The 26,132-nt window shown below is 60.3% G+C and carries 23 protein-coding genes; 11 read left to right on the forward strand and 12 right to left on the reverse strand.

Going from position 1 to position 26,132, the window contains the following annotated elements; genetic code table 11:
* Nucleotides 1–68: 68 nt before the first annotated feature.
* Genes aroK through AC1DKH_RS13440 form a run of 6 tightly spaced genes read right to left on the reverse strand, consistent with a single transcriptional unit; the run spans nt 69 to nt 5,452 of the window.
* Nucleotides 69–587 carry a shikimate kinase AroK gene (gene aroK, locus AC1DKH_RS13415; protein ID WP_015093141.1) on the reverse strand — a complete coding sequence of 173 codons (519 nt, stop codon included), beginning with the start codon at nt 585–587 and terminating at the stop codon, nt 69–71.
* Between the two features lie 4 nt (nt 588–591).
* Entirely contained in the window at nt 592–2,664 is a 2,073-nt protein-coding gene (locus tag AC1DKH_RS13420) for a type IV pilus secretin PilQ (protein ID WP_477798399.1), read from the reverse strand.
* A 13-nt stretch (nt 2,665–2,677) separates the two neighbouring features.
* The gene (locus tag AC1DKH_RS13425) at nt 2,678–3,205 is read right to left on the reverse strand and encodes a pilus assembly protein PilP (RefSeq protein ID WP_477798400.1); all 528 of its coding nucleotides are present in this window, start codon (nt 3,203–3,205) and stop codon (nt 2,678–2,680) included.
* A complete protein-coding gene (locus AC1DKH_RS13430; protein ID WP_477798401.1) occupies nt 3,202–3,825 on the reverse strand; it encodes a type IV pilus inner membrane component PilO in 624 nt (207 codons plus the stop codon). Before AC1DKH_RS13430 ends, AC1DKH_RS13425 begins: the two co-directional genes overlap by 4 nt.
* Nucleotides 3,822–4,388 carry a PilN domain-containing protein gene (locus AC1DKH_RS13435; protein ID WP_477752175.1) on the reverse strand — a complete coding sequence of 189 codons (567 nt, stop codon included), beginning with the start codon at nt 4,386–4,388 and terminating at the stop codon, nt 3,822–3,824. The genes AC1DKH_RS13430 and AC1DKH_RS13435 overlap by 4 nt, the downstream gene beginning before the upstream one ends.
* Complete coding sequence (locus AC1DKH_RS13440; protein ID WP_477752176.1) at nt 4,388–5,452, reverse strand: pilus assembly protein PilM; 1,065 nt, start codon at nt 5,450–5,452, stop codon at nt 4,388–4,390. The genes AC1DKH_RS13435 and AC1DKH_RS13440 overlap by 1 nt, the downstream gene beginning before the upstream one ends.
* A 217-nt stretch (nt 5,453–5,669) precedes the next feature.
* Here AC1DKH_RS13440 and AC1DKH_RS13445 point away from each other — a divergent pair, with 217 nt between their 5' ends.
* Nucleotides 5,670–8,111: a penicillin-binding protein 1A gene (locus AC1DKH_RS13445; RefSeq protein WP_477798455.1), complete on the forward strand. Its 2,442-nt coding sequence runs from the start codon at nt 5,670–5,672 to the stop codon at nt 8,109–8,111.
* 234 nt (nt 8,112–8,345) lie between these two features.
* Here AC1DKH_RS13445 and AC1DKH_RS13450 read toward each other — a convergent pair whose 3' ends face one another.
* From AC1DKH_RS13450 to rpmE, 3 genes are all read right to left on the reverse strand, one after another.
* Nucleotides 8,346–9,614: a malic enzyme-like NAD(P)-binding protein gene (locus AC1DKH_RS13450; RefSeq protein WP_053153375.1), complete on the reverse strand. Its 1,269-nt coding sequence runs from the start codon at nt 9,612–9,614 to the stop codon at nt 8,346–8,348.
* A 182-nt stretch (nt 9,615–9,796) separates the two neighbouring features.
* Nucleotides 9,797–10,585 carry a thermonuclease family protein gene (locus AC1DKH_RS13455; RefSeq protein WP_477798402.1) on the reverse strand — a complete coding sequence of 263 codons (789 nt, stop codon included), beginning with the start codon at nt 10,583–10,585 and terminating at the stop codon, nt 9,797–9,799.
* A 35-nt stretch (nt 10,586–10,620) separates the two neighbouring features.
* Nucleotides 10,621–10,839 (reverse strand): 50S ribosomal protein L31, encoded by a 219-nt coding sequence (rpmE, locus tag AC1DKH_RS13460; RefSeq protein WP_007975586.1) that lies wholly within the window; start codon nt 10,837–10,839, stop codon nt 10,621–10,623.
* A gap of 292 nt (nt 10,840–11,131) precedes the next feature.
* Between rpmE and AC1DKH_RS13465 the strand changes: the two genes are divergently transcribed.
* The 10 genes from AC1DKH_RS13465 (at nt 11,132) to AC1DKH_RS13510 (ending at nt 24,112) form a co-directional block, all read left to right on the forward strand.
* Nucleotides 11,132–13,351: a primosomal protein N' gene (locus AC1DKH_RS13465; RefSeq protein ID WP_477798403.1), complete on the forward strand. Its 2,220-nt coding sequence runs from the start codon at nt 11,132–11,134 to the stop codon at nt 13,349–13,351.
* Nucleotides 13,352–13,562: 211 nt separating this feature from the next.
* A complete protein-coding gene (gene argS, locus AC1DKH_RS13470; protein ID WP_477798404.1) occupies nt 13,563–15,299 on the forward strand; it encodes an arginine--tRNA ligase in 1,737 nt (578 codons plus the stop codon).
* A gap of 1 nt (nt 15,300) precedes the next feature.
* Nucleotides 15,301–16,014: an SPOR domain-containing protein gene (locus AC1DKH_RS13475; RefSeq protein WP_218429685.1), complete on the forward strand. Its 714-nt coding sequence runs from the start codon at nt 15,301–15,303 to the stop codon at nt 16,012–16,014.
* A 222-nt stretch (nt 16,015–16,236) separates the two neighbouring features.
* Entirely contained in the window at nt 16,237–16,767 is a 531-nt protein-coding gene (gene hslV, locus AC1DKH_RS13480; RefSeq protein WP_046031180.1) for an ATP-dependent protease subunit HslV, read from the forward strand.
* Nucleotides 16,768–16,822: 55 nt separating this feature from the next.
* The gene (hslU, locus tag AC1DKH_RS13485; RefSeq protein WP_477752180.1) at nt 16,823–18,160 is read left to right on the forward strand and encodes an HslU--HslV peptidase ATPase subunit; all 1,338 of its coding nucleotides are present in this window, start codon (nt 16,823–16,825) and stop codon (nt 18,158–18,160) included.
* 143 nt (nt 18,161–18,303) lie between these two features.
* Nucleotides 18,304–18,681: a gamma-butyrobetaine hydroxylase family protein gene (locus AC1DKH_RS13490; RefSeq protein WP_477752181.1), complete on the forward strand. Its 378-nt coding sequence runs from the start codon at nt 18,304–18,306 to the stop codon at nt 18,679–18,681.
* A gap of 259 nt (nt 18,682–18,940) precedes the next feature.
* Complete coding sequence (gene phaC / locus AC1DKH_RS13495; protein ID WP_477752182.1) at nt 18,941–20,620, forward strand: class II poly(R)-hydroxyalkanoic acid synthase; 1,680 nt, start codon at nt 18,941–18,943, stop codon at nt 20,618–20,620.
* Between the two features lie 162 nt (nt 20,621–20,782).
* On the forward strand, nt 20,783–21,637 hold the full coding sequence (gene phaZ, locus AC1DKH_RS13500) for a poly(3-hydroxyalkanoate) depolymerase (protein ID WP_347910147.1): 855 nt from the start codon (nt 20,783–20,785) through the stop codon (nt 21,635–21,637).
* A 115-nt stretch (nt 21,638–21,752) separates the two neighbouring features.
* Nucleotides 21,753–23,435 carry a class II poly(R)-hydroxyalkanoic acid synthase gene (gene phaC, locus AC1DKH_RS13505; protein ID WP_477752183.1) on the forward strand — a complete coding sequence of 561 codons (1,683 nt, stop codon included), beginning with the start codon at nt 21,753–21,755 and terminating at the stop codon, nt 23,433–23,435.
* 59 nt (nt 23,436–23,494) lie between these two features.
* Nucleotides 23,495–24,112: a TetR/AcrR family transcriptional regulator gene (locus AC1DKH_RS13510; protein WP_477798405.1), complete on the forward strand. Its 618-nt coding sequence runs from the start codon at nt 23,495–23,497 to the stop codon at nt 24,110–24,112.
* 142 nt (nt 24,113–24,254) lie between these two features.
* On the opposite strand, the gene AC1DKH_RS13515 is transcribed toward AC1DKH_RS13510, so the two are convergent.
* The 3 genes from AC1DKH_RS13515 to AC1DKH_RS13525 all read right to left on the reverse strand — a co-directional run bounded on the left by AC1DKH_RS13515 (nt 24,255) and on the right by AC1DKH_RS13525 (nt 25,991).
* Nucleotides 24,255–25,076 carry a phasin family protein gene (locus AC1DKH_RS13515; RefSeq protein ID WP_477798406.1) on the reverse strand — a complete coding sequence of 274 codons (822 nt, stop codon included), beginning with the start codon at nt 25,074–25,076 and terminating at the stop codon, nt 24,255–24,257.
* Nucleotides 25,077–25,086: 10 nt separating this feature from the next.
* Nucleotides 25,087–25,509 (reverse strand): phasin family protein, encoded by a 423-nt coding sequence (locus tag AC1DKH_RS13520; RefSeq protein ID WP_477798407.1) that lies wholly within the window; start codon nt 25,507–25,509, stop codon nt 25,087–25,089.
* Between the two features lie 206 nt (nt 25,510–25,715).
* Complete coding sequence (locus tag AC1DKH_RS13525) at nt 25,716–25,991, reverse strand: polyhydroxyalkanoic acid system family protein (RefSeq protein ID WP_477798408.1); 276 nt, start codon at nt 25,989–25,991, stop codon at nt 25,716–25,718.
* Between the last annotated feature and the right edge of the window lie 141 nt (nt 25,992–26,132).

The following is a 26,132-nucleotide window of genomic DNA, read 5'->3' on the forward strand; positions in this document are numbered from 1 at the left end:
GTAGCCATCCGCCACAACCTTGAGCGGTCATGGCGCGACGTCGAGGATAGCGCATTTCGCGCGGCGCTTTAACGGGGTGGCAACTGCTGCAAGCGCTCTAGAATGTCGAGTACGACCATTCGTGGCGGTCGCTCATCGGTTTCGACCACCAGGTCGGCAATTTCCCGATAAAGCGGATCGCGGATCGCCAACAGATCCCGAAGGGTCTTGGCCGGATCGGCAGTACGCAATAATGGCCGATTGCGGTCGCGGGCCGTGCGGCCGACCTGCTGTTCGACAGACGCATGCAGATAAACCACCCGCCCACCGGCATGCAGTGCCCGGCGATTGGCTTCCCGCATGACCGCGCCCCCGCCTGTCGCCAGCACCACACCGTCGTAATCGCACAGCTCGGCAATCATTGCCTGCTCGCGATCGCGAAAGCCCGGTTCGCCTTCTTTATCGAAGATCCAAGGGATATTGGCGCCCGTGCGCAATTCAATTTCCTTATCGGAATCTTTGAATGGCAGGCGCAGCTCTTTGGCCAGCAACCGGCCGATGGTGCTTTTTCCAGCACCCATCGGTCCAACAAGAATCAAATTTCGCACAGAATCAATGACTCACAGCAATCGCCTGGTTATTCATGATACGCGGAGTGAGGAATACCAACAGCTCGGATTTTTTCTCCGAAACCACATCACGCCGGAAAAGGCGGCCAAGATACGGCACATCGCCAAGAAATGGCACCTTATCTACGACCTTGCTCTGAGTATTTGAGAAAACGCCGCCAATGACGATGGTCTCGCCATCGTTGACCAGGACCTTGGCGTTGACTTCGTTTTTCTTGATGGGCGGCACATCCTGGACCTTGTTCAGGAAGTCCGGCTCGTCCTTGGTCACCTTGACCTCCATGATGATCCGGTTGTCGGGCGTGATCTGCGGCGTCACCTCCAGCGACAGCGAAGCCTCCTTGAACGACACCGAAGTCGCGCCACTGGAACTGGCTTCCTGATAGGGAATCTCGGTGCCTTTGAGGATTTTGGCGGTTTCCTTGTCTGACGTGACCACCTTGGGTTGCGAGACGATTTCCCCGTTGCCGGTTTTCTCCATGGCTGTCAGTTCCAGGTCCAGCAGGACGTTATCGGTGATGAACGCGATGCCGATTCCCGAGGTGTTATTGACCGCGCCCATGTCGACGAACGGTGAATTGGTGCTGGTACTGCCGGGCGTGCCAATGGTCGACGACCCATTGACCCCGTTACTGACACCGGAGGTGTTCCAGTTGCCCTTGTTCTGTATCGAACCGCCCCAGCGCACCCCGAGACTTTTGTCATAGTCAACGTTGGCTTCGACAATGCGCGCCTCGATCATGACTTGACGCACAGGGATATCCAGTTGCGTGACAATCCTGCGCAACTCATCAAGCCGGTCCTGGGTCTGATAGGCAATGATGTTGTTGGTGCGCTCATCGACGGTGATAGACCCCCGTTCGTCGGATTTCGCTTCGGCACTGGTCACCGACTGGAAGAGCTTGGCGATGTCCGCCGCCTTGGCGTAGTTGACCTGCAACAGCTCCCGACGCAATGGCGCCAGATCGGCAATCTGCTTCTGTGATTCCAGCTCCTGGCGCTCACGAGCAGCAATTTCATCGGCCGGCGCAACAAGCAGGACATTGCCGACCTTGCGCTTATCCAGCCCCTTGGTTTTCAGCACCAGATCCAGCGCCTGGTCCCACGGCACGTTCTGCAAGCGCAAAGTGATGCCACCCTGCACCGTGTCGCTGGCCACCAGATTGAGGTTGGTGAAATCAGCGATCAGTTGCAGCACCGAACGTACATCGATGTCCTGGAAATTCAGCGAAAGCTTCTCGCCGCTGTAGGCGTGTTGCCCGGCATTGCGCTTTTGCGGGTCGTCGACCGTCGCCGGGCGAACGCTGACCGTGAGCTTGCTGTCGGTCTGATAGGTCGAGTAATCGAACCTGCCACCGGGCTCAATGCTGATGGTGGCTCGATCGCCGCTGGTGCTGGCATTGACGAACTGCACTGGCGTGGCGAAATCCTTCACATCCAGACGCACGCGCAACGGCTCGGGCAATCGGGTTTTGGCAAATCCGACGATGATCTTGCCCTCGCGCTCTTGTATGTCGGGCGCCATCGATGGATCCGACAAGTCGATCACCACGTTGCCTTCACCCTGGGTTCCCCGTTGGAAATCCACACCGCGGATGGCCTTGCCTGCCGGCGCAGCGGCTCGTGCCGGAACTGGCATTGCTGCTGTAGCCGCCGGCCTGGATGTCGACGGCTTGACACCCTGCCCGACAACTACCAGCAAATTGTTGCCTTCAATTCGCGAGTCGTACGGGGCCGGCTGGGTCAGGTTGATGATCAATCGTGTACGGTCACGGGCTTCCACTACCGTTGCACTACGGGCATTTCCACTGCCGAGATCGCGAGTCTTGCTGGCCAGCTGACTGGCGACACCCGGCAAATCCAGGGCAATCCGGGCCGGCGACTCCGTTGTGTAGCCGCGGGGCACCGGGGGCGGCTCATCGAACGTCAACTTCAACTCGACACGGTCTCCCGGCAGCGTAGCGACATCCAGCGTCTTGAGATTGGCCGCTTGTACCATCGGCGACAACAGCGCTATCCATAGCGAAAGGCCGAAGGTTGAGAAAATCCGGTTCATTATTCGAGTTCCACTATGAGTGCTCTTTCAAAGGGATGGTCCGGGGACGCTCCAGCCACGCGCCCTGACCATCAGGGACAATTTCAACCACTTCGACTTGCGAGCCATTGATTGCAACGATCCGTCCGTCGTTACGCCCCAGGTAATCGCCGACTTTCATCCGATGGACCCCACCCGCCCCTCGCAGCAAGGCATAAGAGCCCGTTACATTGGAAAGGGTGCCGACCATCTCAAACTGCTCGATGTTGAAACCTTCGAGGTATTGCTTGACCCGACCGGGGTCGGGTTTGACGTTAGGTGAACCCCGCCGCCGGGCCGCCAGATCAGTGCTGATCTGCGGCGAAAACGGGCTGCGCAGATTCGCCGCGTTGTAGGTGAATGTCGGGTAAGACCGGAATACCGGCGCTGGCTCAATCCTGCCCGGCCCACGCAGGCGCATTTCGTTCATGTACGCGTCCAGATCGTTGTAGTCATCGCCTGCGCCACAACCGGACAGGGCAGACAGCACCACCACTACCGAAAAACACTGCGCCGGTCTCATCGATGCTGTCCCTTGTCGTTGTAGCGGTAGGTCTTGGCGAGGATGCTCAAGCGCAGTTTCGGACCACCCTGGGGGCTGAGGGGGGCAAGGTCGAAATCGTGCAAGGTGACGATTCGCGGCAATCCGGCCACACCACTGACGAAGGTGGCCAGGTCGTGGTAATCCCCGGTGACCGTGATCTGGATCGGCAGTTCGATGTAGAACGGCTGGGCGACCTCCGGCAGCAGCTTGATCTCTTCGAACTCCAGGCCACTGCCGAGGCCCGTACGCGTGATGTCTTCCAGCAAGCCGGGCACTTCGGTGTCGCCGGGCAGTTGCCGCAACAGCACGCCGAAGGCGTTCTCCATCTCCTTCAACTGCCGGGTGTAGAGATCCAGATTCGCCGCCATGCGGGCTTTGTCGGCGAACTGCTCCTTGAGTGTCGACTCTTCCTCGCGCTTGAGATCGAGCTGGCTCACAAGGTCGCGGGTGGAAAAGTTATAGCCAAAGGCCAGCACCAGAAGCACGAGCAAACCAGCCACCAGAAACTTGATCGGCGGCGGCCAGGAACCCATGTTGCTGGTATCCAGCTCATTGATGTCGATCTTGCGCAGCCCTTCGAACCATTCGGATGGACTCATTTGCCCCCCTCCGGTGCTGCGGGTTGAGTCTGGCGAACGGTCAACTGGAAGACGTTGGCCGGCTCCACCTGGCCGGCAGCTGTGGCCTTGACTTCGGTCAGGCTCGGCGCATCGAACCAGTCTGATGCCTCAAGGTTGCGCATCAATTCTGAAACACGGTTGTTGGATTGCGCAGCGCCGGTGATGGACAAGGTCTTTGCGGTCATTTTCACTTCGGTGAAATACACGCCGTCAGGCAGTGCTCGCGCCAACTGGTCAAATATTCGCCCGCTGATTTGGCGATTGCCCTGCAGGTCCTGGATGATGCGCATGCGCTCGACCAGTTGCTGACGGCGCGCCTTGAGATCATTGATCTGTTTGATCCGCTCATCGACCACGGCGACTTGCTTGCCGATGTAGTCGTTACGGGCGACTTGCCGGTCGATGGCACCGCTGATGGCCTGGTTCGCGACCAGTACCGCGCCCATCGTGCCCACCATCACGGCCACCAGGACCAGCAGGAAGCGCTTGCGGCGGGCTTCACGCCGCTCCTCGCGCCAAGGTAAAAGGTTGATCCGTGCCATCAGTCGAAGCTCCTGAGGGCCAGACCACAGGCGATCATCAACGCCGGGGCATCACTCGCCAGAGCAGCACCATTGACCTTGCTGCCCAGAGTCATTTCGCAAAAAGGATTCGCAACCTGGGTCGGCGTGCCCAATTGCTGCTCGATCAAACGGTCCAGCCCCGGGATCGACGCGGTACCGCCGACCAACAGGACATGGTCGACGACGCTGTACTGGCCTGAGGCGAAGAAGAATTGCAACGAGCGCGACACCTGCTGCACCAGCGCCTCTCGAAATGGTTGCAAGACCTCACCGGCATAGTCATCCGGCAGACCGCCCTTCTTTTGCGCCAGCCCCGCCTGCTCCAGCGTCAAGCCATAGCGACGCTGGATTTCCTCGGTCAGTTGCCGACCGCCGAACAGTTGTTCGCGGGTGTAGATAATCCGCCCGTTGCGCAGCACGCTCAGGGTGGTCATGGTGGCGCCGATGTCCACCACTGCGACCGTCGAAGACTCCCCGGAAACCGCGAGACGGCTGGCCAGCAATTCGAATGAACGCTCCAGCGCGTAGGCCTCGACCTCGACCACGCGGGCGGTCAGCCCCGCCAGGGTCAGGGCTGCCTCGCGGACTTCGACGTTTTCCTTGCGGCAAGCGGCTAGCAACACGTTGACGCGATCCGGATTGCGCACGGAGGTGCCCTGGACTTCAAAGTCGATCGCGACTTCGTCCAGCGGATAAGGAATGTACTGATCAGCCTCGATCTTCAGCTGGCTTTCCATCTCGTCCTCGGAAAGACCTGCATCCATCTCGATGGTCTTGGTGATCACCGCCGAGCCTGCCACGGCCACGGCCACGTTCTTGAGGCCGGTTCTGGCCCTGATCAGCACGCGCGTGAGGGCCAACCCCACGCTTTCGAGTTCAGCGATGTTCTTTTCGATCACCGCGCCGACCGGCAATGGCTCGACCGCATAGGCTTCGACCCGGTAGCGCTCGCCCTGACGGCTCAACTCCAGAAGTTTCACCGCGGTGGAGCTGATGTCGATTCCCAAGAGCGTATTGGATTTTTTGTTGAAGAGTCCTGGCACTACCAATTCCCTATGACTTTCCGTGAGTTACGGACTCTGCAATATCCATTGCGTTCAATCCGCCCGTCTTGACAGCAGCGCCAACCACGCTCCCGGTCAGAAAAATGCTTATAATGCCCAGCGTTTTTTTTCCGCATTTGCTCAAGCGCGGGTCGTTCTCATTTAGCCTGAACCCTGTTGCCCAATTCATTTTTGCCCTGGATATCCAAAAGCCTTGATTCGTCTGCTGAAGTTTTTCGGTTGGTCCATCGTCGCGGTTTTCTGCGGACTCCTTCTGGGTCTGAGCGGGGCGTACCTCTACCTTAGTCCCGGGCTGCCGTCCGTGGAGGCGCTGAGAAGCATCCAGTTGCAGATCCCTTTGCGGGTCTACAGCAGCGATAACAAGTTGATCGCAGAATTTGGCGAAATGCGCCGCACGCCGATCCGTTTCGCCGACATTCCCCCCAATTTCATCAATGCGTTACTAAGTGCTGAAGACGACAATTTCGCCAACCACTACGGCGTCGATCCGAGCAGCCTGATGCGTGCCGCGACCCAGTTGGTCAAAAGCGGACACATCCAGTCCGGCGGCAGCACGATCACCATGCAGGTGGCGAAGAACTTCTTCCTGAGCAGCGAACGCAGCTTTTCGCGCAAGACCACCGAGATCCTGCTGGCCCTGCAGATCGAACGGCAGCTGACCAAGGACGAGATCCTCGAGCTGTACGTCAACAAAATCTATCTGGGTAACCGTGCCTATGGCATCGAGGCGGCGGCGCAGGTCTATTACGGCAAATCGATCCGCGATGTCAGCCTGGCGCAGATGGCGATGATCGCCGGTCTGCCCAAGGCGCCGTCGCGCTTCAACCCGCTGGCCAACCCGGCGCGCAGCAAGGAGCGTCGCGACTGGATCCTGGGGCGCATGTACAAGCTCGGAAAAATCAGCGAGGCCGACTACACCACTGCGGTCAACGAGCCGCTGAACGCCAGCTATCACGTGCCGACTCCAGAAGTGAATGCCCCGTACATCGCCGAAATGGCCCGTGCCGAAATGGTTGGGCGTTATGGCAGCGACGCGTATACCGAAGGCTTCCGCGTCACCACCACGGTGCCGAGCGACCTCCAGGAGCTGGCCAACACCGCGGTCCATGAAGGCCTGATGACCTACGATCAGCGCCACGGCTATCGCGGGCCAGAGTCGCGGCTGCCGGGCAAGACTCGCGAAGCCTGGGCCACCGAGCTGACCAAACAACGCACCATCAGCGGCCTGGAACCGGCCATCGTGACCCTGGTCGACAAGAACGGCCTGCAAGTGCTGACCCGCACCGGCCAGGAACACGTGAGCTGGGACACCATGAAATGGGCCCGCCCGTTCCTCAATACCAACAGCATGGGCGCCAATCCGAAGCAACCTTCGGACGTGGCTCAAGTGGGCGATCTGATTCGCGTGCAGCGTCAGCCGGACAATTCGCTGAAATTCAGCCAGATCCCGCAGGCCCAGGGCGCGCTGGTGTCCCTGGACCCGCAGAACGGCGCCATTCGTTCGCTGGTCGGCGGTTTCGCCTTCGAACAGAGCAACTACAATCGCGCATTGCAGGCCAAGCGCCAGCCGGGTTCGAGCTTCAAGCCGTTCGTCTACGCCGCCGCACTGGATAGCGGCTACACCGCCTCCAGCCTGGTGAACGACGCACCGATCGTGTTCGTCGACGAGTACCTGGACAAGGTCTGGCGTCCGAAGAACGACACCAATACCTTCCTCGGCCCGATTCGCCTGCGTGAAGCGCTGTACAAGTCGCGCAACCTGGTGTCGATCCGCTTGCTGCAAGCGATGGGCGTAGGCAAGACCATCGACTACATCACTCGCTTCGGCTTCAACAAACAGGACCTGCCACCCAACCTGTCCCTGGCGCTGGGCACCGCGACCCTGACGCCTATGGAAATCGCCACCGGCTGGAGCGCCTTCGCCAACGGCGGCTACAAGATCACCCCGTACATCATCGACAAGATCGAAAGCCGCAACGGCGACACACTGTTCGTCGCCAACCCACCAAGCGTGCCTCAGGGCGGTGCTGCCAGCGATGGCATTGCCGCGCCAACCGCCCCTCAAGCCTTCACAGTCAACGCAACGGTGGGCGAAGCCCCAGGCACTACGTCGACGCCACAAGCACCCGCCGTGGCTGAACGCATCATTGACGGGCGCACCACGTACATCCTCAACAGCATGCTTGAGGACGTGATCAAGCTCGGCACCGGTCGCCGCGCACTGGCCCTGGGCCGCCCGGACATTGCCGGCAAGACCGGCACGACCAACGAATCCAAGGACGCCTGGTTCTCCGGTTACAACGCCGATTACGTGACGACCGTGTGGACCGGTTTCGATCAACCGGAAAGCCTGGGCCGCAAGGAGTTCGGCGGCACCGTCGCGCTGCCGATCTGGATGAACTACATGGGCCCCGCGCTCAAAGGCAAACCGCCACATACGCAGCCGGAGCCGGAAGGCATACTCAGCCTGCGAGTCGATCCGATCAGCGGCCGCGCGGCCAGCCCGGGCACCCCGGGGGCCTACTTCGAGCTGTTCAAGGTCGAAGATACGCCACCGTCGGGGAACGAACTGGGCAACGGCCTGGCACCTGGCAGCCCGCTGCCAGCGGATGAAGCGGCGCCGATCGATTTGTTCTGATTGGATGACGCAAGGCAAAAAGCCCCGCTCTTCTTTGGAAGGCGGGGCTTTTTGATATCCGGGTTTCTTGTAACACCGCCATCGCGAGCAGGCTCGCTCCTACAGGGAGTACGCATTCCAAGGTAGGAGCGAGCCTGCTCGCGATAGCAACCTGAAAGCCAACCCAAAACCCTCAGGCACAAAAAAGCCCCGACTCTCACAAGCCGGGGCTTTTCGTTGAAGCGCTACAACGGCTTAGCCGTTGAACACGTCATCCACGCTTTTCAGCGGGTAGTTCTTCGGATACGGCAGGGTCGCCACACCGGTCTCGATCGCGGCTTTGGCCACGGCATCGGAGATCAGGGTGATCAGGCGGGCATCCATTGGCTTCGGAATGATGTACTCACGACCGAATTCCAGCTTGATGCCGCCGTAGGCGTCGCACACTTCCTGAGGCACCGGCAACTTGGCCAGTTCGCGCAGGGCGTTGGCCGCAGCCACTTTCATTTCTTCGTTGATGCGCTTGGCGCGAACGTCCAGGGCACCACGGAAGATGAACGGGAAGCCCAGTACGTTGTTGACCTGGTTCGGGTAGTCGGAACGACCGGTAGCCATGATCACGTCGTTACGAGTGGCGTGCGCCAGTTCCGGGGAGATTTCCGGATCAGGGTTGGAGCAGGCGAACACGATCGGGTTAGGCGCCATCGACAGCAGGCCTTCAGCGCTCAGCAGGTTCGGACCGGACAGGCCTACAAACACGTCAGCGCCTTGCAGGGCGTCAGCCAGGGTGCGCTTGTCGGTCGCGTGAGCGAACACAGCCTTGTACTGGTTCAGGTCGTCACGGCCAGAGTGGATCACGCCGGTACGGTCGACCATGTAGATGTTTTCGATGTTGGCGCCCATGCTCACCAGCAATTTCATGCAGGAGATGGCGGCAGCGCCGGCGCCCAGGCAGACGATCTTGGCATCAGCCAGGGTTTTGCCAGCGATTTCCAGGGCGTTGATCATGCCAGCGGCGGTCACGATAGCGGTGCCGTGCTGGTCATCGTGGAATACCGGAATATCGCACTGCTCGATCAGAGCGCGTTCGATTTCAAAGCACTCTGGTGCCTTGATGTCTTCCAGGTTGATGCCACCGAAGGTGATGGAGATGCGCTTGACGGTGTCGATGAAGGCTTGCGGGCTTTCGGAGTCGACTTCGATGTCGAAAACGTCGATGCCGGCGAAGCGCTTGAACAGTACGCCTTTACCTTCCATCACTGGCTTGGAAGCCAATGGGCCGAGGTTACCCAGGCCGAGAATCGCGGTGCCATCGGAAATGACTGCAACCAGGTTGCCTTTGCCGGTGTACTTGTAGGCCAGTTCAGGATCGCGGGCGATCTCACGGACTGGTTCGGCTACGCCCGGGCTGTAGGCCAGCGACAGGTCGCGAGCGGTAGCAGTGGCCTTGGTGAGCTCGACACTCAGCTTCCCTGGACGAGGATTGGCGTGATATTCGAGAGCGGCAGTTTTCAGATCAGACATTTTGGCATTCCGCTTTTACTGTTGGACAGACTGGTCAGCGAGGATACGCGCCTCGCAAAGTCCCCACAAGACTGACCGGTCACCCCTGTCAAGCGCCCGGCCCTACGACTTTGGACCAAGAGCCACGGAACACAAGGGATAGACTGTTCACAATCGACAGAAAAAATGTCTACAATTTTTTATCACTGTGCCGCTTGAAGCATCGCCGGATCGGTCAAGGGCAACATCCAGCGCGCCTGGCCATCCTTGAGACCGCCTTTACGCGAGCGATCCAGCACCCAGCCGCGCGCCTCGACCTGCTTGCCCTTGAGGCTTTCCAGCGAAATCACATCGAAACGCGCCAACAGATTGGGTGCAACGCGTAATACAACAGAATCCTGTAACTCGATCCAAACCCCGCCGCGATTGCGCTGCACCTTGCTCACACGACCGCTGAGCACGGCAAAACCGGAAGCGCTGATCTGCTCCGCTTTCAGTACAGGCGACTGGCGCCACACACCGAGCCCGGCCTGTCGAGCGTTGCGCTCTGCGGCTTGCTGACAGGCGACCAGATCGACATTCGGTGCCACGGCCACCAGAAAACCCAGGCCCTCGGCGAGCATCTGCGCTTCGAGGTTGGCGCCATCGGCACCGTAGACATGGGCCAGGGTGCGGCCGTAATGGTCCTTGCTTTCTTTGCCAGGCACCAACCCAACCCGCCCGTCACTCGCCGCCACCAGGGCTTCGAGGCGTTTGCGCGCGGCCACGGCGAACGGTTCGTCGGAACGGCCTTTCTTGCCCAGCTCCGGCGTGTTCAAGCCGATCATGCGCACGCTGCGGCCATCGCTCAGGCGCAGGGTGTCGCCGTCCACTACCCGCTGCACCGCGACGGGCGTCAGGCCGCTTGGCGCCGGGCAAAAGGCCTGGGCGCCAGACAGCCAAATCGCGGACATAAAAAAGGCGCCCGCCAGGGACGCCTTCTTCATCAGCATGGAAAAACCGTAGCGGCTTCCCAAGTTGATCGGCCTTAGGCCTTTTTCGCGCCGAAAGCACCGAAACGGTCGGCGAACTTCTGTACGCGACCACCGGTGTCCAGAGTCTTCTGCTTACCGGTGTAGAACGGGTGGCATTCGTTGCAAACGTCGATCGCCAGGGCTTTGCCGAAGGTCGAACGGGTTTCGAACTTGTTGCCGCAGCTGCAGGTAACAGCAACTGCCGGGTATTCTGGATGGATATCAGCTTTCATGGTGTCTTCCTCAGGCTAGCGTGCCGCCACCCAACACTATTGTTGAATACCGCACGTAATTAGGCCGCGGATTCTACCAGACAATCCTGATCACGCAAGCTGTCCCTGAGACCGACCGTCTGCTAGGCTCCCGGCCCAATACGCGATCCCTGTAGGAGCGAGCTTGCTCGCGATGAGGGCGTGTCAGTCAGCATATGTGTTGCCTGACACGGCGCTATCGCGAGCAAGCTCGCTCCTACAGGGGGACATGCAACCCCCCGCTTTTATCTTCCGCCGACCGAGACCCCCCCGCGTGCCCAACGCCATTCTGCGCCTCGCCCTGCCTTCGCCGCTGCGCCGCCTGTTCGACTACCGCGCTCCGGCCGGCGTCCTGCGCGCCCAGTTGCACCCTGGCATGCGCCTGCGGGTACCGTTCGGCCGGCGCGAGATGATCGGGATTCTGGTGGAAGTCACCGACACCAGCGAAGTGCCGGCCGAGAAACTCAAGCCGGCCCTGGCACTGCTCGACGCTACGCCACCACTACCGCCCGCGTTGTTCAAGCTGTGCTTGTGGACCTCCCAGTATTACCAGCACAGCCTCGGCGACACCTTGAGCTGGGCGCTGCCGGTGTTGCTGCGCCAGGGTGAGCTGGCCGAAACGCGCCAGGAACGTTTCTGGTCCGCCGCGCCGGGCGCCAGCCTCGATGATCCGCGCATCGCCCGCGCCCCGCGCCAGCGCGAAGCCCTGGCCACGCTGGCCCAGCATCCCCACGGCGTCGCTCATCAGTTGCTGAGCAAGCTGATGCTGAGCAAGGACAGCCTGGATTTGCTGCTGGCCAAGGAGCTGGTGCAGGTCGAGATCCGCCGCCACGCCCCGGGCGTACGCCACGAACACTGGCTGGCGCAACCGGAACTGCCGCTGAACCCGGAGCAACGCGCCGCCTATGAGGCGATTCGCGCCGGCTTCGACAGTTATCACGCGTTCCTGCTGGCCGGCGTCACCGGCAGCGGCAAGACCGAAGTCTATTTACAGTTGATTCGCGAAACCCTGGAGGCCGGCAAGCAAGCACTGGTGCTGATCCCGGAAATCAACCTGGGCCCGCAGACCCTGGCGCGCTTCGAACAGCGTTTCAATGCCCGTATCGCGCTGATCCATTCGGCGGTCAATGACCGTGAACGCCTCGAGGCCTGGCTGGCCGCCCGGGACGGTGAGGCCGACATTATTATCGGCACCCGCTCGGCCCTGTTCACGCCGATGAAGAACCCCGGCCTGATCATCATCGACGAAGAACACGACGGTTCCTATAAACAGCAGGAAGGCTTGCGCTACCACGCCCGTGATCTGGCATTGGTGCGGGCTCGCCAGGAAAACATCCCGATTGTCCTCGGCTCCGCCACCCCTTCGCTGGAAAGCCTGCACAATGCCTACACCGGCCGCTACGGGCTGCTGCGCTTGAACGAGCGAGCCGGCGGCGCCAAACAGCCGCGCTTCCTGCGTCTGGATGTCAAAAGCCGCCCGCTGGACAGCGGTATTTCCGGGCCGATGCAACAAGCCATCGGCCAGACCCTGGCCGCCGGGCAGCAGGTACTGGTGTTCCTCAACCGCCGCGGCTTCGCCCCGACCCTGCTGTGCCATGACTGCGGCTGGATGTCCGAATGCCAGCGTTGCGATGCGCGGATGACCGTGCATCAGCGTCACGGCGAGTTGCGCTGCCACCATTGCGGCTACGTCGAACGCGTGCCGCGCCAGTGCCCGAAGTGCAACAAGGTCGATCTGCGCCCCGTGGGCGCCGGCACCGAACGGGCCGAGGAGCGCCTGGCGATTCTGTTCCCGGACTATCCGGTGCTGCGGGTCGACCGCGACAGCACATCGCGCAAGGACGCGATGAACCAGTTGTTCGCAACCATTCAAAAAGGTCAGCCGTGCATTTTGATCGGCACGCAAATGCTTGCCAAAGGCCACCACTTTCCACGGGTGACACTGGTGTCGATCCTTGACGCCGACGGTGGCCTGTTCTCCGGCGACTTCCGCGCCAGCGAGCGCATGGCTCAGCTGATCGTCCAGGTCGCCGGCCGCGCAGGTCGCGCCGAAGAGCCGGGCAAAGTGATTATCCAGACGCACCTGGCCGACCATCCGCTGCTGGTGCAATTGACCGAGCAAGGCTATTTCGCCTTTGCCGAACAGGCCTTGAGCGAACGCCGTGCGGCCGGATTGCCGCCGTTTGCGCACTTGGCGCTGCTGCGGGCCGAGGCGCATAAACCGGGTCAGGCCGAGGGTTTTCTTGATGAGGCTTGCAGCGAGGCGGAGCGTTTGCTGGCCGAGCAGAATCTGACGGGGATCGAGTTACTGGGACCGGTCCCGGCACCGATGGAGCGTCGGGCCGGGCGTTATCGTGCGCAACTGTTGTTGCAGGCTACGGCGCGGGCACCGTTGCATCGGTTGCTGGCCAATTGGTTGCTGGTGCTGGAGCAGATGCCGAGCGGGCGAGCGGTGCGCTGGTCGCTTGATGTTGATCCCGTCGACTTGTATTGATCCGAAGATCGCTTTCGCTGGCAAGCCAGCTCCTACAGTAGTCACATCGGGTCCTTGTAGGAGCTGGCTTGCCAACGAAGACGGCCAAATTGTCACCACACATCCACATCCTGCCTGCTAAGGTTGGCAAGCCCGTCTTCGCAACGGATAATGCCCAGTTTTTCCACCAGCGCATGATGCGCCGCCGCGCCTGCGGTCGAAAGAGAAGACCATGAAAGACACCATTCGCCAGCTGATCCAACAAGCCATCACCCAACTCGTCAACGAAGGTGTGTTGCCTGAAGGCCTGTCGCCGGCGATCCAGGTGGAAAACTCCCGCGACAAGAAGAACGGCGACTTCGCCAGCAACATCGCCATGATGCTGGCCAAGCCGGCCGGTATGAAGCCCCGCGATCTGGCCGAGAAAATCATCGCCGCGCTGCCGGCTGACGAAAATGTCGCCAAGACCGAAATCGCAGGTCCAGGCTTCCTGAACTTCTTCCAGAACACCGACGCCCTGGCGACCCGCCTGGACGCTGCCCTGGCCGACGCCCACATCGGCGTGCGCAAGGCCGGCCCGGTGCAGCGCACCGTGGTCGACCTGTCGGCACCGAACCTGGCCAAAGAGATGCACGTCGGCCACCTGCGCTCGACCATCATCGGCGACGGCGTGGCCCGCGTGCTGGAATTCCTCGGCGACACCGTGATCCGTCAGAACCACGTCGGCGACTGGGGCACCCAGTTCGGCATGCTGATGGCGTATCTGCAGGAAAACCCGATCACCAGCGACGAACTGTCGGACCTGGAAAACTTCTACCGCGCCGCCAAGCAACGCTTCGACGAATCCGCAGAGTTCGCCGACCGCGCCCGTGGCCTGGTGGTCAAGTTGCAGGCCGGCGATGCTGACTGCCTGGCGTTGTGGACCAAGTTCAAGGACATCTCGCTGTCCCACTGCCAGAAGATCTACGAACTGCTTAACGTCAAACTGACCATGGCCGACGTAATGGGCGAAAGCGCCTACAACGACGACCTGATCAACGTGGTCAATGATTTGAAGGCGGCAGGCATGCTGGTCGAGAGCAACGGCGCCCAGTGCGTGTTCCTCGACGAGTTCAAGAACGCCGATGGCGACCCGCTGCCGGTGATCATCGTCAAGGCTGACGGCGGCTACCTCTACGCCACCACCGACCTGGCGGCCGTGCGCTACCGCAGCGGCAAGCTCAAGGCCGATCGTGCGCTGTACTTCGTCGACCAGCGTCAGGCCCTGCACTTCCAGCAAGTGTTCGCCGTGGCGCACAAGGCCGGTTTCGTGACCCATCCGATGGAAATGGAACACATGGGCTTCGGCACCATGAACGGCGCTGACGGCCGTCCGTTCAAGACCCGTGATGGCGGCACCGTGAAGCTGATCGACCTGCTGACCGAAGCCCAGGAACGCGCCTACACCCTGGTCAAGGACAAGAACCCTACACTTGCCGAAGCCGAGTTGCGCAACATCGCCAAGGTCGTGGGCATCGGCGCAGTGAAATACGCCGACCTGTCCAAGCACCGCACCAGTGACTACAGCTTCAACTTCGACCTGATGCTCAACTTCGAAGGCAACACCGCGCCGTACCTGCTGTACGCCTACACCCGTGTGGCCGGCGTGTTCCGCAAACTCGGCAAGGACTTCAGCGAAGTCGACGGCCAGATCGTTCTGGAAGCGGCGCACGAACACGAACTGGCGGCGAAACTCGCGCAATTCGGTGAAATTCTGAACAACGTGTCCGAAAAAGGCACCCCGCACATCCTCTGCACCTATCTGTACGACGTCGCCGGCCTGTTCTCCAGCTTCTACGAGAACTGCCCGATCCTCGCCGCCGATACCCCGGCAAAAATGCAGAGCCGCCTGCGCCTCGCCGCGCTGACCGGACGCACCCTCAAGCAAGGCCTGGAACTCTTGGGCCTGGAAACTCTGGAGCGTATGTAAGTTGGCTGCCAAGAAAAAACCTGCACCCAAGCGTGGTGCCAGCCGTTACCAGGCTCCTGCAAAGCAACCGATCCCGGGTTGGTTGTGGATGGCCATCGGCCTGACGGTCGGCGCCTTCATCGTATTTCTGATGAAGCTGGAACCGGGCAAGGGCAGCGACACGGTCAAGCGTGAAAAGGTCGAGCAACAGCAACAGCAGAAAGCCAGCAAGATCGCCGAGGCCAACAAGACCCCGCCGAGCCCGACGCAGCCGGTGAAGCCGAAGTACGACTTCTACACCTTGCTGCCGGAATCGGAAGTCATCGTGCCGCCGGATGCCGTGCCGGAAAAAACCCTGCCGACGCCGCAAGTGCCGGTCATCCCGACAACGCCGGTCACCCCGGCCGAAGCGGCGAAGATCGATACGGCCCGCGCCCAGGCAGCTTTGGCCGGGATTACTCCGCCACCTGCGCCACCGGTCAAGGCTGCGCCTGTGACGAAGTTTTTCCTGCAGGCTGGCTCGTTCCGCAAAGAGACTGATGCGGACAAGGTGCGGGCGCAGATCATTCTGCTGGGTCAGGCTGTAGCGGTTGAATCGGGCACGGTGAAGGATGAAACCTGGTATCGGGTGCTGGTCGGTCCGTTCAGCAACCGGGAACAACTGACCACGGCGCAGAAACAATTGGCCGGTGCCGGCTTTAGCAATCTTTTGTTACAACAACGCCAGAGCCGCTGATCACCTGCCATCGCAGCTCCCTGTAGGAGCTGCCGAAGGCTGCGATCTTTTGATCTTTAGCGATTCAACTGACGCCGAAGATCAAAAGATCGCAGCCTTCGGCAGCTCCTACGCGCCTCGCACCGCTCGTCCCCTCTCCCTTCCTACAGTTGAAATCCACTCCAGCACCCCCATATGAATGGGCATAAGGCATTTTCGCCCCGCAGCGTGGAGACTCTTCCCTTGACCACCATCGTTTCAGTTCGCCGCCACGGCAAAGTCGTCATGGGCGGCGACGGCCAGGTTTCCCTTGGTAATACCGTGATGAAAGGCAACGCGAAAAAAGTTCGCCGCCTGTACCACGGCCAGGTCATCGCCGGTTTTGCCGGTGCCACCGCTGACGCCTTTACCCTCTTCGAACGCTTCGAAGGCCAGCTTGAAAAACACCAGGGTCACCTGGTGCGCGCCGCCGTCGAACTCGCCAAAGAATGGCGCACCGACCGCTCCCTGAGCCGCCTCGAAGCCATGCTCGCGGTCGCCAACAAAGACGCCTCCCTGATCATCACCGGCAACGGCGATGTGGTTGAACCCGAAGAAGGCCTGATCGCCATGGGTTCCGGCGGCGGTTACGCCCAGGCCGCTGCCAGCGCGCTGCTGAAGAAAACCGATCTGTCGGCCCGGGAAATCGTCGAAACCGCCCTCGGCATCGCCGCCGACATCTGCGTATTCACCAATCACACCCAGACCATTGAGGAGCAGGACTGCGCCGAGTAAGCCCGTGTTGGCCTTCGCGCCACGGCTCATTCTTGCTTGAGGTCCGCTAAATACTATGTCCATGACTCCCCGTGAAATCGTCCACGAACTCAACCGCCACATCATCGGCCAGGACGATGCCAAGCGCGCCGTCGCCATTGCCCTGCGCAACCGCTGGCGCCGCATGCAGCTGCCAGAAGAGCTGCGCGTTGAAGTCACGCCAAAGAACATCCTGATGATCGGCCCGACCGGTGTCGGTAAAACCGAGATCGCCCGTCGGCTGGCGAAACTGGCCAACGCACCGTTCATCAAGGTCGAAGCGACCAAGTTCACCGAAGTCGGCTATGTCGGCCGCGACGTCGAATCGATCATTCGTGACCTGGCCGATGCCGCGATCAAGCTGCTGCGCGAGCAGGAAATCGTCAAGGTTCGCCACCGCGCCGAAGACGCTGCAGAAGAGCGCATCCTCGACGCACTGCTGCCACCGGCACGCATGGGTTTCAGCAGCGACGACGCCCCGACTGCCGACTCCAACACCCGCCAGCTGTTCCGCAAGCGCCTGCGCGAAGGTCAGCTGGACGACAAGGAGATCGAAATCGAAGTCGCCGAAATGGCCGGCGTCGATATCTCCGCGCCACCGGGCATGGAAGAAATGACCAACCAGCTGCAAAGCCTGTTCGCCAACATGGGCAAGGGCAAGCGCAAGAGCCGCAAGCTCAAGGTCAAGGAAGCGCTCAAGCTGGTTCGCGACGAAGAAGCCAGCCGCCTGGTCAACGATGAAGAGTTGAAGGCCAAGGCCCTGGAAGCGGTCGAGCAGCACGGCATCGTGTTCATCGACGAAATCGACAAGGTCGCCAAGCGTGGCAATTCCGGCGGCGTCGATGTGTCCCGCGAAGGCGTGCAGCGTGACTTGCTGCCGCTGATCGAAGGCTGCACCGTCAACACCAAGCTGGGCATGGTCAAGACCGACCACATCCTGTTCATTGCTTCCGGTGCGTTCCACCTGAGCAAGCCAAGCGACCTGGTGCCAGAACTGCAAGGTCGTCTGCCGATTCGTGTTGAACTCAAGGCCCTGAGCCCGGAAGATTTCGAGCGCATCCTCAGCGAACCGCACGCCTCGCTCACCGAGCAATATTGCGCACTGCTGAAAACCGAAGGCCTGGACATCGAGTTCCAGCCGAGCGGCATCAAGCGCATCGCGGAGATCGCCTGGCAGGTCAACGAGAAAACCGAAAACATCGGTGCCCGTCGACTGCACACCCTGCTCGAGCGCCTGCTCGAAGAGGTGTCGTTCAGCGCCGGCGACCTGGCCAGCGTCCATGACGGCAAGGTGATCCAGATCGACGCCGACTACGTCAACAGCCACTTGGGCGAATTGGCGCAGAACGAAGACCTGTCCCGTTATATCCTGTAGGTCACCTACTCTCCTGTGAGAACGAAACACTTGTAGGAGCTGCCGCAGGCTGCGATCTTTTGATCTTGCTTCAAAAACCAGATCAAAAGATCGCAGCCTGCGGCAGCTCCTACAGAACGTTCCACATAGACGGACGACCCGCCATGACCCAACTCCCCACCGACATCAAGCTGCACAAAGCCTCGAAAACCCTGACGCTCAAATACGCGTCCGGCGAGGAATACACCCTGCCCGCCGAGTTCCTGCGCGTGCACTCGCCTTCCGCCGAGGTCCAGGGCCACGGCAAACCCATCCTGCAATTTGGCAAGATCAACGTCGGCCTGACCAAGGTAGAACCGGCCGGTCAGTACGCACTGAAACTGACCTTCGATGACGGTCACGACAGTGGCCTGTTCACCTGGGAATACCTCTACGAGCTGGGGCGACGTTATGACGCACTCTGGGAAGATTATCTGGCCGAGCTCAAAGCCGCCGGAAAAACCCGCGACCCGAACGAATCCGTCGTCAAGCTGATGCTCTAATCCGAGCCTCTTGCTCTTTAGAGGGCATTTTCTAATTTCATCTGTTTGAATGCTCCGCTTCAGGGCCACCGACTGGCCTGCTTGCGAAAAAAATTAAACTCGGGTAACCAATGGAACTGGCAAGTTCCCTGCAGTGCTCTCTGCATTAAAAAAGCAGCAATGCAGTATTAACGGTCACCCCGAGCAGTAGTACCTGGCATTGGCTGTGTGACTACACAGCAGGACCCGGTACTCGTCTCAGGACAATGGAGCGTCGTAGATGAGTAAACAGAATAACGATGACTTGAAGTATCAGGCCTCGGAAAACACCTTGGGGCTGAATCCTGTCGTTGGGCTGCGTGGAAAGGATCTACTGGCATCTGCTCGCATGGTACTCAGGCAGGCCATCAGGCAACCAGTGCACAGCGCGAAGCATGTTGCGCATTTCGGCCTTGAACTCAAGAACGTACTGTTCGGCAAATCCGAGCTGCAACCGACCAGCGATGACCGTCGCTTCGCGGATCCGGCCTGGAGCCAGAACCCGCTCTACAAACGTTATCTGCAAACCTACCTGGCGTGGCGCAAGGAACTCCACGACTGGATCGACGACAGTAACCTGCCAGCCAAGGATGTCAGTCGCGGGCACTTCGTGATCAACCTCATGACCGAAGCTTTCGCGCCGACCAACACGGCGGCCAACCCCGCGGCGGTCAAGCGTTTCTTCGAAACCGGCGGTAAAAGCCTGCTCGATGGTCTCTCGCACCTGGCCAAGGACCTGGTGCACAACGGCGGCATGCCGAGCCAGGTCAACATGGGCGCCTTCGAGGTCGGCAAGACCCTTGGCGTGACCGAGGGTGCGGTGGTCTTTCGCAACGACGTGCTGGAGCTGATCCAGTACAAGCCGATCACCGAGCAGGTGCATGAACGCCCACTGCTGGTGGTACCGCCGCAGATCAACAAGTTCTACGTGTTCGACCTGAGCCCGGACAAGAGCCTGGCGCGGTTCTGCCTGCGCAACAACGTGCAGACCTTCATCGTCAGCTGGCGCAACCCGACCAAGGAGCAGCGTGAGTGGGGCCTGTCGACCTATATCGAAGCGCTCAAGGAAGCGGTCGATGTGGTCACCGCCATTACCGGCAGCAAAGACGTGAACATGCTCGGCGCCTGCTCTGGTGGCATCACCTGCACCGCACTGCTGGGCCACTACGCGGCAATCGGCGAGAACAAGGTCAATGCCCTGACCCTGCTGGTCAGCGTGCTCGACACCACCCTGGACAGCGACGTGGCCCTGTTCGTCGACGAGAAAACCCTCGAAGCTGCCAAGCGCCACTCCTACCAGGCCGGCGTCCTCGAAGGCCGCGACATGGCGAAAATCTTCGCCTGGATGCGCCCCAACGACCTGATCTGGAACTACTGGGTCAACAACTACCTGTTGGGCAATGAACCGCCGGTGTTCGACATTCTGTTCTGGAACAACGACACCACCCGATTACCCGCCGCGTTCCACGGCGACCTGATCGAGATGTTCAAAAGTAACCCGTTGACCCGTGCCGATGCACTGGAAGTGTGCGGCACGCCGATCGACCTGAAGAAAGTCACCGCCGACATCTTCTCGCTGGCTGGCACCAACGACCACATCACCCCGTGGCGTTCCTGCTACAAATCGGCGCAACTGTTCGGCGGCAACGTTGAATTCGTGCTGTCCAGCAGCGGGCACATCCAGAGCATTCTGAACCCGCCGGGCAATCCGAAATCGCGCTACATGACCAGCACCGAAATGCCCACCAATGCCGATGACTGGCAGGAAGAGTCGACCAAGCATGCCGACTCCTGGTGGCTGCACTGGCAGGCATGGCAGGCGCAGCGTTCGGGCAACCTGAAAAAGGCTCCGCTGAAACTGGGCAACAAGGCCTATCCAGCGGGTGAAGCGGCGCCAGGCACCTATGTGCATGAGCGGTAACTGATACACCCCGCCCCTGTAGGAGCGAGCTTGCTCGCGATGGACGTTAACGATAACGCGTGCTGCTTGGATAACGCGTTGCCCTCACGTTTTTCGCGAGCAAGCTCGCTCCTACAGGGGATCAGGGAAGAATTCAAGAAAGCGACCCACAGGGCCAGAAGCATGCCGCAACCCTTCATATTCCGTACCGTCGATCTGGATGGCCAGACGCTCCGCACGGCGGTACGCCCCGGCAAGCCTCACTTGACGCCCCTGCTGATTTTCAACGGTATCGGCGCCAACCTGGAGCTGGTGTTCCCGTTCATCGCGGCGCTGGATCCGGACCTGGAAGTCATCGCCTTCGACGTACCCGGTGTCGGTGGTTCGTCGACGCCGAACCGGCCGTATCGTTTTCCGGGGCTGGCGAAACTCACGGCGCGGATGCTCGACTATCTCGACTACGGGCAGGTCAACGTCATCGGCGTGTCCTGGGGTGGCGCCCTGGCCCAACAATTCGCCTACGACTATCCGGAGCGCTGCAAGAAACTCGTACTGGCGGCGACGGCGGCGGGTGCGGTGATGGTGCCGGGCAAGCCGAAAGTGCTGTGGATGATGGCCAGCCCTCGACGTTACATCCAGCCATCCCACGTGATCCGCATTGCGCCGATGATCTACGGCGGCGCGTTCCGTCGCGACCCGACGTTGGCCGCGAGCCATGCGGCCAAGGTGCGTTCGGCGGGCAAGCTCGGTTACTACTGGCAGCTGTTCGCCGGCCTCGGCTGGACCAGCATTCACTGGTTGCACAAGATCCGCCAACCGACCCTGGTACTGGCCGGCGACGATGACCCACTGATCCCGTTGGTCAACATGCGCTTGCTGGCCTGGCGGATTCCCAACGCCCAGCTGCACATCATCGATGACGGGCATTTGTTCCTGATTACCCGGGCCGAAGCGGTGGCCCCGATCATCATGAAATTCCTGGAAGAGGAGCGCCAGCGCGCGGTGATGCATCCGCGTCCGGCGCCATTGGGCGGCTAAACCACTGCCTCAGCGGTCGGCAGGACGCCACACCGCGCAACAACCCGTTACAGCGTCTATGGTGTTCTGGTTCGGTGTATTTGTTTTTGGCCTGAAGACGAAGGAGTGTTGACTCATGCGCGAGAAACCAGCGAGGGATTCCCTACCGACTCCCGCCGCGTTCATCAATGCACAGAGTGCGATTACCGGCCTGCGCGGCCGGGATCTGTTGTCGACCCTGCGCAGGGTGGCCGCCCATGGCTTGCGCAATCCGGTGCACAGCGCCCGACATGCCCTCAAGCTCGGTGGTCAGCTTGGCCGTGTGCTGCTGGGTGAAACCCTGCACCCGACCAACCCGCAGGACGCTCGCTTCGCCGACCCGGCGTGGAGCCTCAACCCATTTTATCGCCGCAGCCTGCAGGCCTATTTGAGCTGGCAGAAACAGGTCAAGAGCTGGATCGACGAGAGCAACATGAGCCCGGACGACCGCGCCCGCGCCCACTTCGCTTTCGCCCTGCTCAACGACGCCGTATCGCCCTCCAACACCCTGCTCAATCCACTGGCGGTCAAGGAGCTCTTCAATTCCGGCGGTAACAGCCTGGTGCGTGGCATCAGTCATTTGGTGGACGATCTGCTGCACAACGATGGCCTGCCACGGCAAGTCACCAAGCAAGCGTTCGAGGTTGGCAAGACGGTCGCCACCACCACCGGTGCAGTGGTGTTTCGCAACGAGCTGCTGGAGTTGATCCAGTACAAGCCGATGAGCGAAAAGCAGTATTCCAAGCCCCTGCTGGTAGTACCGCCGCAAATCAACAAGTACTACATTTTCGACCTGAGCCCGCACAACAGCTTCGTCCAGTACGCCCTCAAAAACGGCCTGCAAACCTTCATGATCAGTTGGCGCAATCCGGATGTGCGTCACCGCGAATGGGGGCTCTCGACCTACGTGGAAGCCGTGGAAGAGGCCTTGAATGTCTGCCGGGCGATCACCGGCGCACGCGAGGTCAACCTGATGGGCGCCTGCGCCGGCGGGCTGACCATTGCCGCGTTGCAAGGTCACTTGCAGGCCAAGCGGCAGCTGCGCAGGGTGTCCAGCGCGACCTATCTGGTGAGCCTGCTCGACAGCCAGCTGGACAGCCCCGTTTCGCTGTTCGCCGACGAACAGACTCTGGAGGCAGCCAAGCGCCGCTCCTATCAGAAAGGTGTGCTGGACGGCCGCGACATGGCCAAGGTCTTCGCCTGGATGCGCCCCAATGATTTGATCTGGAGCTACTTCGTCAACAACTACCTGCTGGGCAAGGAGCCACCGGCGTTCGACATCCTCTACTGGAACAACGACAACACGCGTTTGCCGGCCGCCCTGCATGGCGACCTGCTGGACTTCTTCAAGCACAACCCGCTGACCCACCCGGGCGGGCTGGAAGTGTGTGGCACGCCGATCGATTTGCAGAAGGTCACCGTCGACAGCTTCAGCGTCGCTGGCATCAACGATCACATCACACCGTGGGATGCGGTGTATCGCTCAACGCTGTTGCTGGGTGGCGAGCGGCGCTTCGTGCTGTCCAACAGCGGACATGTGCAGAGCATCCTCAACCCGCCGAGCAACCCGAAAGCCAACTACGTCGAGAACGGCAAACTGAGCAGCGATCCCCGCGCCTGGTACTACGACGCCAAGCATGTCGACGGCAGTTGGTGGACCCAATGGCTGAGCTGGATTCAGGAACGTTCCGGCGCGCAGAAGGAAACCCACATGGCGCTCGGCAACCAGAACTATCCACCGATGGAGGCAGCACCCGGTACTTATGTGCGCGTGCGCTGACGTTCAACGCGCCACGGCCTCTGCCGGCCGTGGCAAGACCCGATCATTAAGAAGACTGGATGAAAACCCGCGACCGGATCCTCGAATGTGCCCTGCAGTTGTTCAATCAAAAGGGCGAACCGAATGTCTCCACCATGGAAGTTGCCAATGAAATGGGCATCAGCCCGGGCAACCTCTACTACCACTTCCACGGCAAGGAACCGTTGATTCTCGGGCTGTTCGAGCGCTTTCAGGGCGAATTGACCCCCTTGCTCGACCCACCGGCCGATGTCGAACTGGCACCGGAAGACTACTGGCTGTTCCTGCACCTGATCGTCGAACGCCTGTCCCACTACCGGTTTCTCTTCCAGGACCTGTCGAACCTCGCCGGACGCCTGCCGAAACTGGCCAAGGGCATTCGCAACCTGCTCAATGCACTCAAGCGCACACTGGCGTCGTTGCTGGCGCGACTGAAGGCACAAGGACTGCTGGTCAGCGATACCCAGGCACTGGGGCAATTGGTGGAGCAGATCACCCTGACGCTGCTGTTCTCACTGGATTACCAGCGGATTCTCGATCGCGAAGGCGAGGTGCGGCTGGTGGTTTACCAGATCATGATGCTGGTGGCGCCACACTTGCTGCCACCGATCAAGGTCGCGACTGAGCAGATGGCGATGGAGTACCTGGAAGAGCATTAAGATCAAAAGATCGCAGCCTGCGGCAGCTCCTACAGGTAACCGCGATCCCATGTAGGAGCTGCCGCAGGCTGCGATCTTTTTTCTATACACAAACAAAAACGCCCGACCTTCACAGGCCGGGCGTTTTCTAGAGCCCTGAGAATCAGGACTGACTGGTTGGCGTCGATGGAGCTGGCGCGGTAGTCGGGGTGACAGCAGGGGTTGGCGCGGCAGCGGAGTTCGATGCGCTGACCAGAGCTGCCGGCGTTGCCGGTTTGGCAGCTGCCACTGCTGGTTTTGGCGCGGCGGCTTTTGGAGCTGCCGGCTTTTTCACCGCTGGTTTTTTTGCCGCAGCGGGTTTGGCCGCTGCAGTTTTCGCTGCAGGCTTGGCGGCCGGTTTAGCCGCTGGTTTGGCAGCGGCTTTTGCGGCGGCCGGTTTGGCGGCTGCAGTTTTAGCCGCAGGCTTGGCAGCAGGTTTAGCCGCTGCTTTTGCCAGTGGCTTGGCTGCGGTTTTGGCGGCCGGCTTGGCAGCAGGTTTGGCCGCCGCGGTTTTCGCCGCAACAGGCGCAACCTTGGCACCGGTCAGTTTTTCGATTTGCTTGGTCAGTGTTTCGACCTTGCTGTGCAGTGCCTTGACTTCGTTGCGGCTCGGTACGCCCAGACGCGAAATGGCGCTGTTCAGACGCTTGTCAAAGGCGCCTTCCAGCTCATCCCACTTGCCCAGTGCGCGATCTTTCACGCCGCTGATGCGCGACTTGGCCGAGGAAGCAGAGTCCTTGGCGGCGTCGACTGTCTTGCCAACAGCGCTCTTGGTGAGCTTCTCGGCTTTCTCGCCGTCCTTAACCAATGTATCGAAGAGCTTGCTGCCGTCAGTGTCGATCTTCGAGTACACGCCTAAACCAGCCAGCCAGATTTTTCGGGAATATTCTTCAACTTTCCCGATCCACGAGCTGCCTTCTTTTTCGGTTTTCTTTTTAACAGCCATCCCGTTCTCCTTAAGATTTACGCGCGACACGTTCGAGCAATGCCGTCAGCCCATCGAGCTTAGCAGAGAGTGTCTCAACGTCATGTTTAGACGGAATGCCGATACGATTCAAGGCACTTGCGACACGCGTGTCGAACGCCTTCTCGACCTTGTCGAGTTGAACTTCGACGCGGCCTTTGAAAGTGCTGACTTCACTCTTGGCTTCATCGATTTCGGCATTGGCCGCTTCCAGTTTCTCGGCGACTACTTTTTTGCCTTTCTTTTCAACAACCTGACCAGCCTTGATCAACTCTTGAAAGTATTCGCTGCCCTCTTGACCGACCTTGGCGTAGGCGCCCAGGCCTGCCAGCCAGATCTTGCGGGCATAGGATTTGACGTCGCTCAGCGTGCCGGTCGACGGGTCGGTTTTTTTCTTCAAAATAACTTTGGCCATGGTGCACCTCACGCGCAGAAGGTTTGAGGAACTGCCCGGATAAGTGTCGGGCTCTGGCACAAAGTAGGGAGAAAAATTAGAAACGGCACCCTAACAACTGACATGAATCGGTGGTGCCGTTCGGAAAAGATCGCAGCCTTCGGCAGCTCCTACAGGATGAACGCAATCCAATGCAGGAGCTGCCGAAGGCTGCGATCTTTTAAGAGTCAGACCAGGACCTTATCCAGCGCCTTTTCGATTTCCGCTTTGATCATGCCGCTCATGGCCGACATCATCAGGCCCAGTTCCACTTCGACGCGAATCGAATCCTCGGCGACATGCACCGCGCCCTTCACACCCGAGCGCGTGAGGTTCAGGGTATCGCCGGACCACTGCGGCTCCAGGCCATACTGATCGGAAAGTTTCTGCGCCAGCTTGTCGGCCTTCTCGCGAGCCGCTTCCTTACCCAGGCCATGGGCACGTTCAACACTAATACGGGCCATCAAATAACTCCTGCTTTATGGATGCTTTCCCGAGGCATCTTGACCCCTGCTGTGTCAAAACGTCCCGATGGTTACCCATCTTACCTTCAGCCTTGCCAAGACAAAGCATGCCTTGGGGATTAGAATGTCGCGCATTCTCTT

It is taken from the genome of Pseudomonas sp. 05L36, assembly GCF_056398125.1.

Excerpts from the sequence above, each read along its gene's own strand:
- AC1DKH_RS13420 (WP_477798399.1), bottom strand. The coding sequence starts at position 2,664 with ATGAACCGGATTTTCTCAACCTTCGGCCTTTCGCTATGGATAGCGCTG.
- AC1DKH_RS13425 (WP_477798400.1), bottom strand. The coding sequence starts at position 3,205 with ATGAGACCGGCGCAGTGTTTTTCGGTAGTGGTGGTGCTGTCTGCCCTG.
- AC1DKH_RS13430 (WP_477798401.1), bottom strand. The coding sequence starts at position 3,825 with ATGAGTCCATCCGAATGGTTCGAAGGGCTGCGCAAGATCGACATCAAT.
- AC1DKH_RS13435 (WP_477752175.1), bottom strand. The coding sequence starts at position 4,388 with ATGGCACGGATCAACCTTTTACCTTGGCGCGAGGAGCGGCGTGAAGCC.
- AC1DKH_RS13450 (WP_053153375.1), bottom strand. The coding sequence starts at position 9,614 with ATGTCTGATCTGAAAACTGCCGCTCTCGAATATCACGCCAATCCTCGT.
- AC1DKH_RS13455 (WP_477798402.1), bottom strand. The coding sequence starts at position 10,585 with ATGCTGATGAAGAAGGCGTCCCTGGCGGGCGCCTTTTTTATGTCCGCG.
- rpmE (WP_007975586.1), bottom strand. The coding sequence starts at position 10,839 with ATGAAAGCTGATATCCATCCAGAATACCCGGCAGTTGCTGTTACCTGC.
- argS (WP_477798404.1), top strand. The coding sequence starts at position 13,563 with ATGAAAGACACCATTCGCCAGCTGATCCAACAAGCCATCACCCAACTC.
- hslU (WP_477752180.1), top strand. The coding sequence starts at position 16,823 with ATGTCCATGACTCCCCGTGAAATCGTCCACGAACTCAACCGCCACATC.
- AC1DKH_RS13490 (WP_477752181.1), top strand. The coding sequence starts at position 18,304 with ATGACCCAACTCCCCACCGACATCAAGCTGCACAAAGCCTCGAAAACC.
- phaC (WP_477752182.1), top strand. The coding sequence starts at position 18,941 with ATGAGTAAACAGAATAACGATGACTTGAAGTATCAGGCCTCGGAAAAC.
- phaZ (WP_347910147.1), top strand. The coding sequence starts at position 20,783 with ATGCCGCAACCCTTCATATTCCGTACCGTCGATCTGGATGGCCAGACG.
- phaC (WP_477752183.1), top strand. The coding sequence starts at position 21,753 with ATGCGCGAGAAACCAGCGAGGGATTCCCTACCGACTCCCGCCGCGTTC.
- AC1DKH_RS13510 (WP_477798405.1), top strand. The coding sequence starts at position 23,495 with ATGAAAACCCGCGACCGGATCCTCGAATGTGCCCTGCAGTTGTTCAAT.
- AC1DKH_RS13515 (WP_477798406.1), bottom strand. The coding sequence starts at position 25,076 with ATGGCTGTTAAAAAGAAAACCGAAAAAGAAGGCAGCTCGTGGATCGGG.
- AC1DKH_RS13520 (WP_477798407.1), bottom strand. The coding sequence starts at position 25,509 with ATGGCCAAAGTTATTTTGAAGAAAAAAACCGACCCGTCGACCGGCACG.
- AC1DKH_RS13525 (WP_477798408.1), bottom strand. The coding sequence starts at position 25,991 with ATGGCCCGTATTAGTGTTGAACGTGCCCATGGCCTGGGTAAGGAAGCG.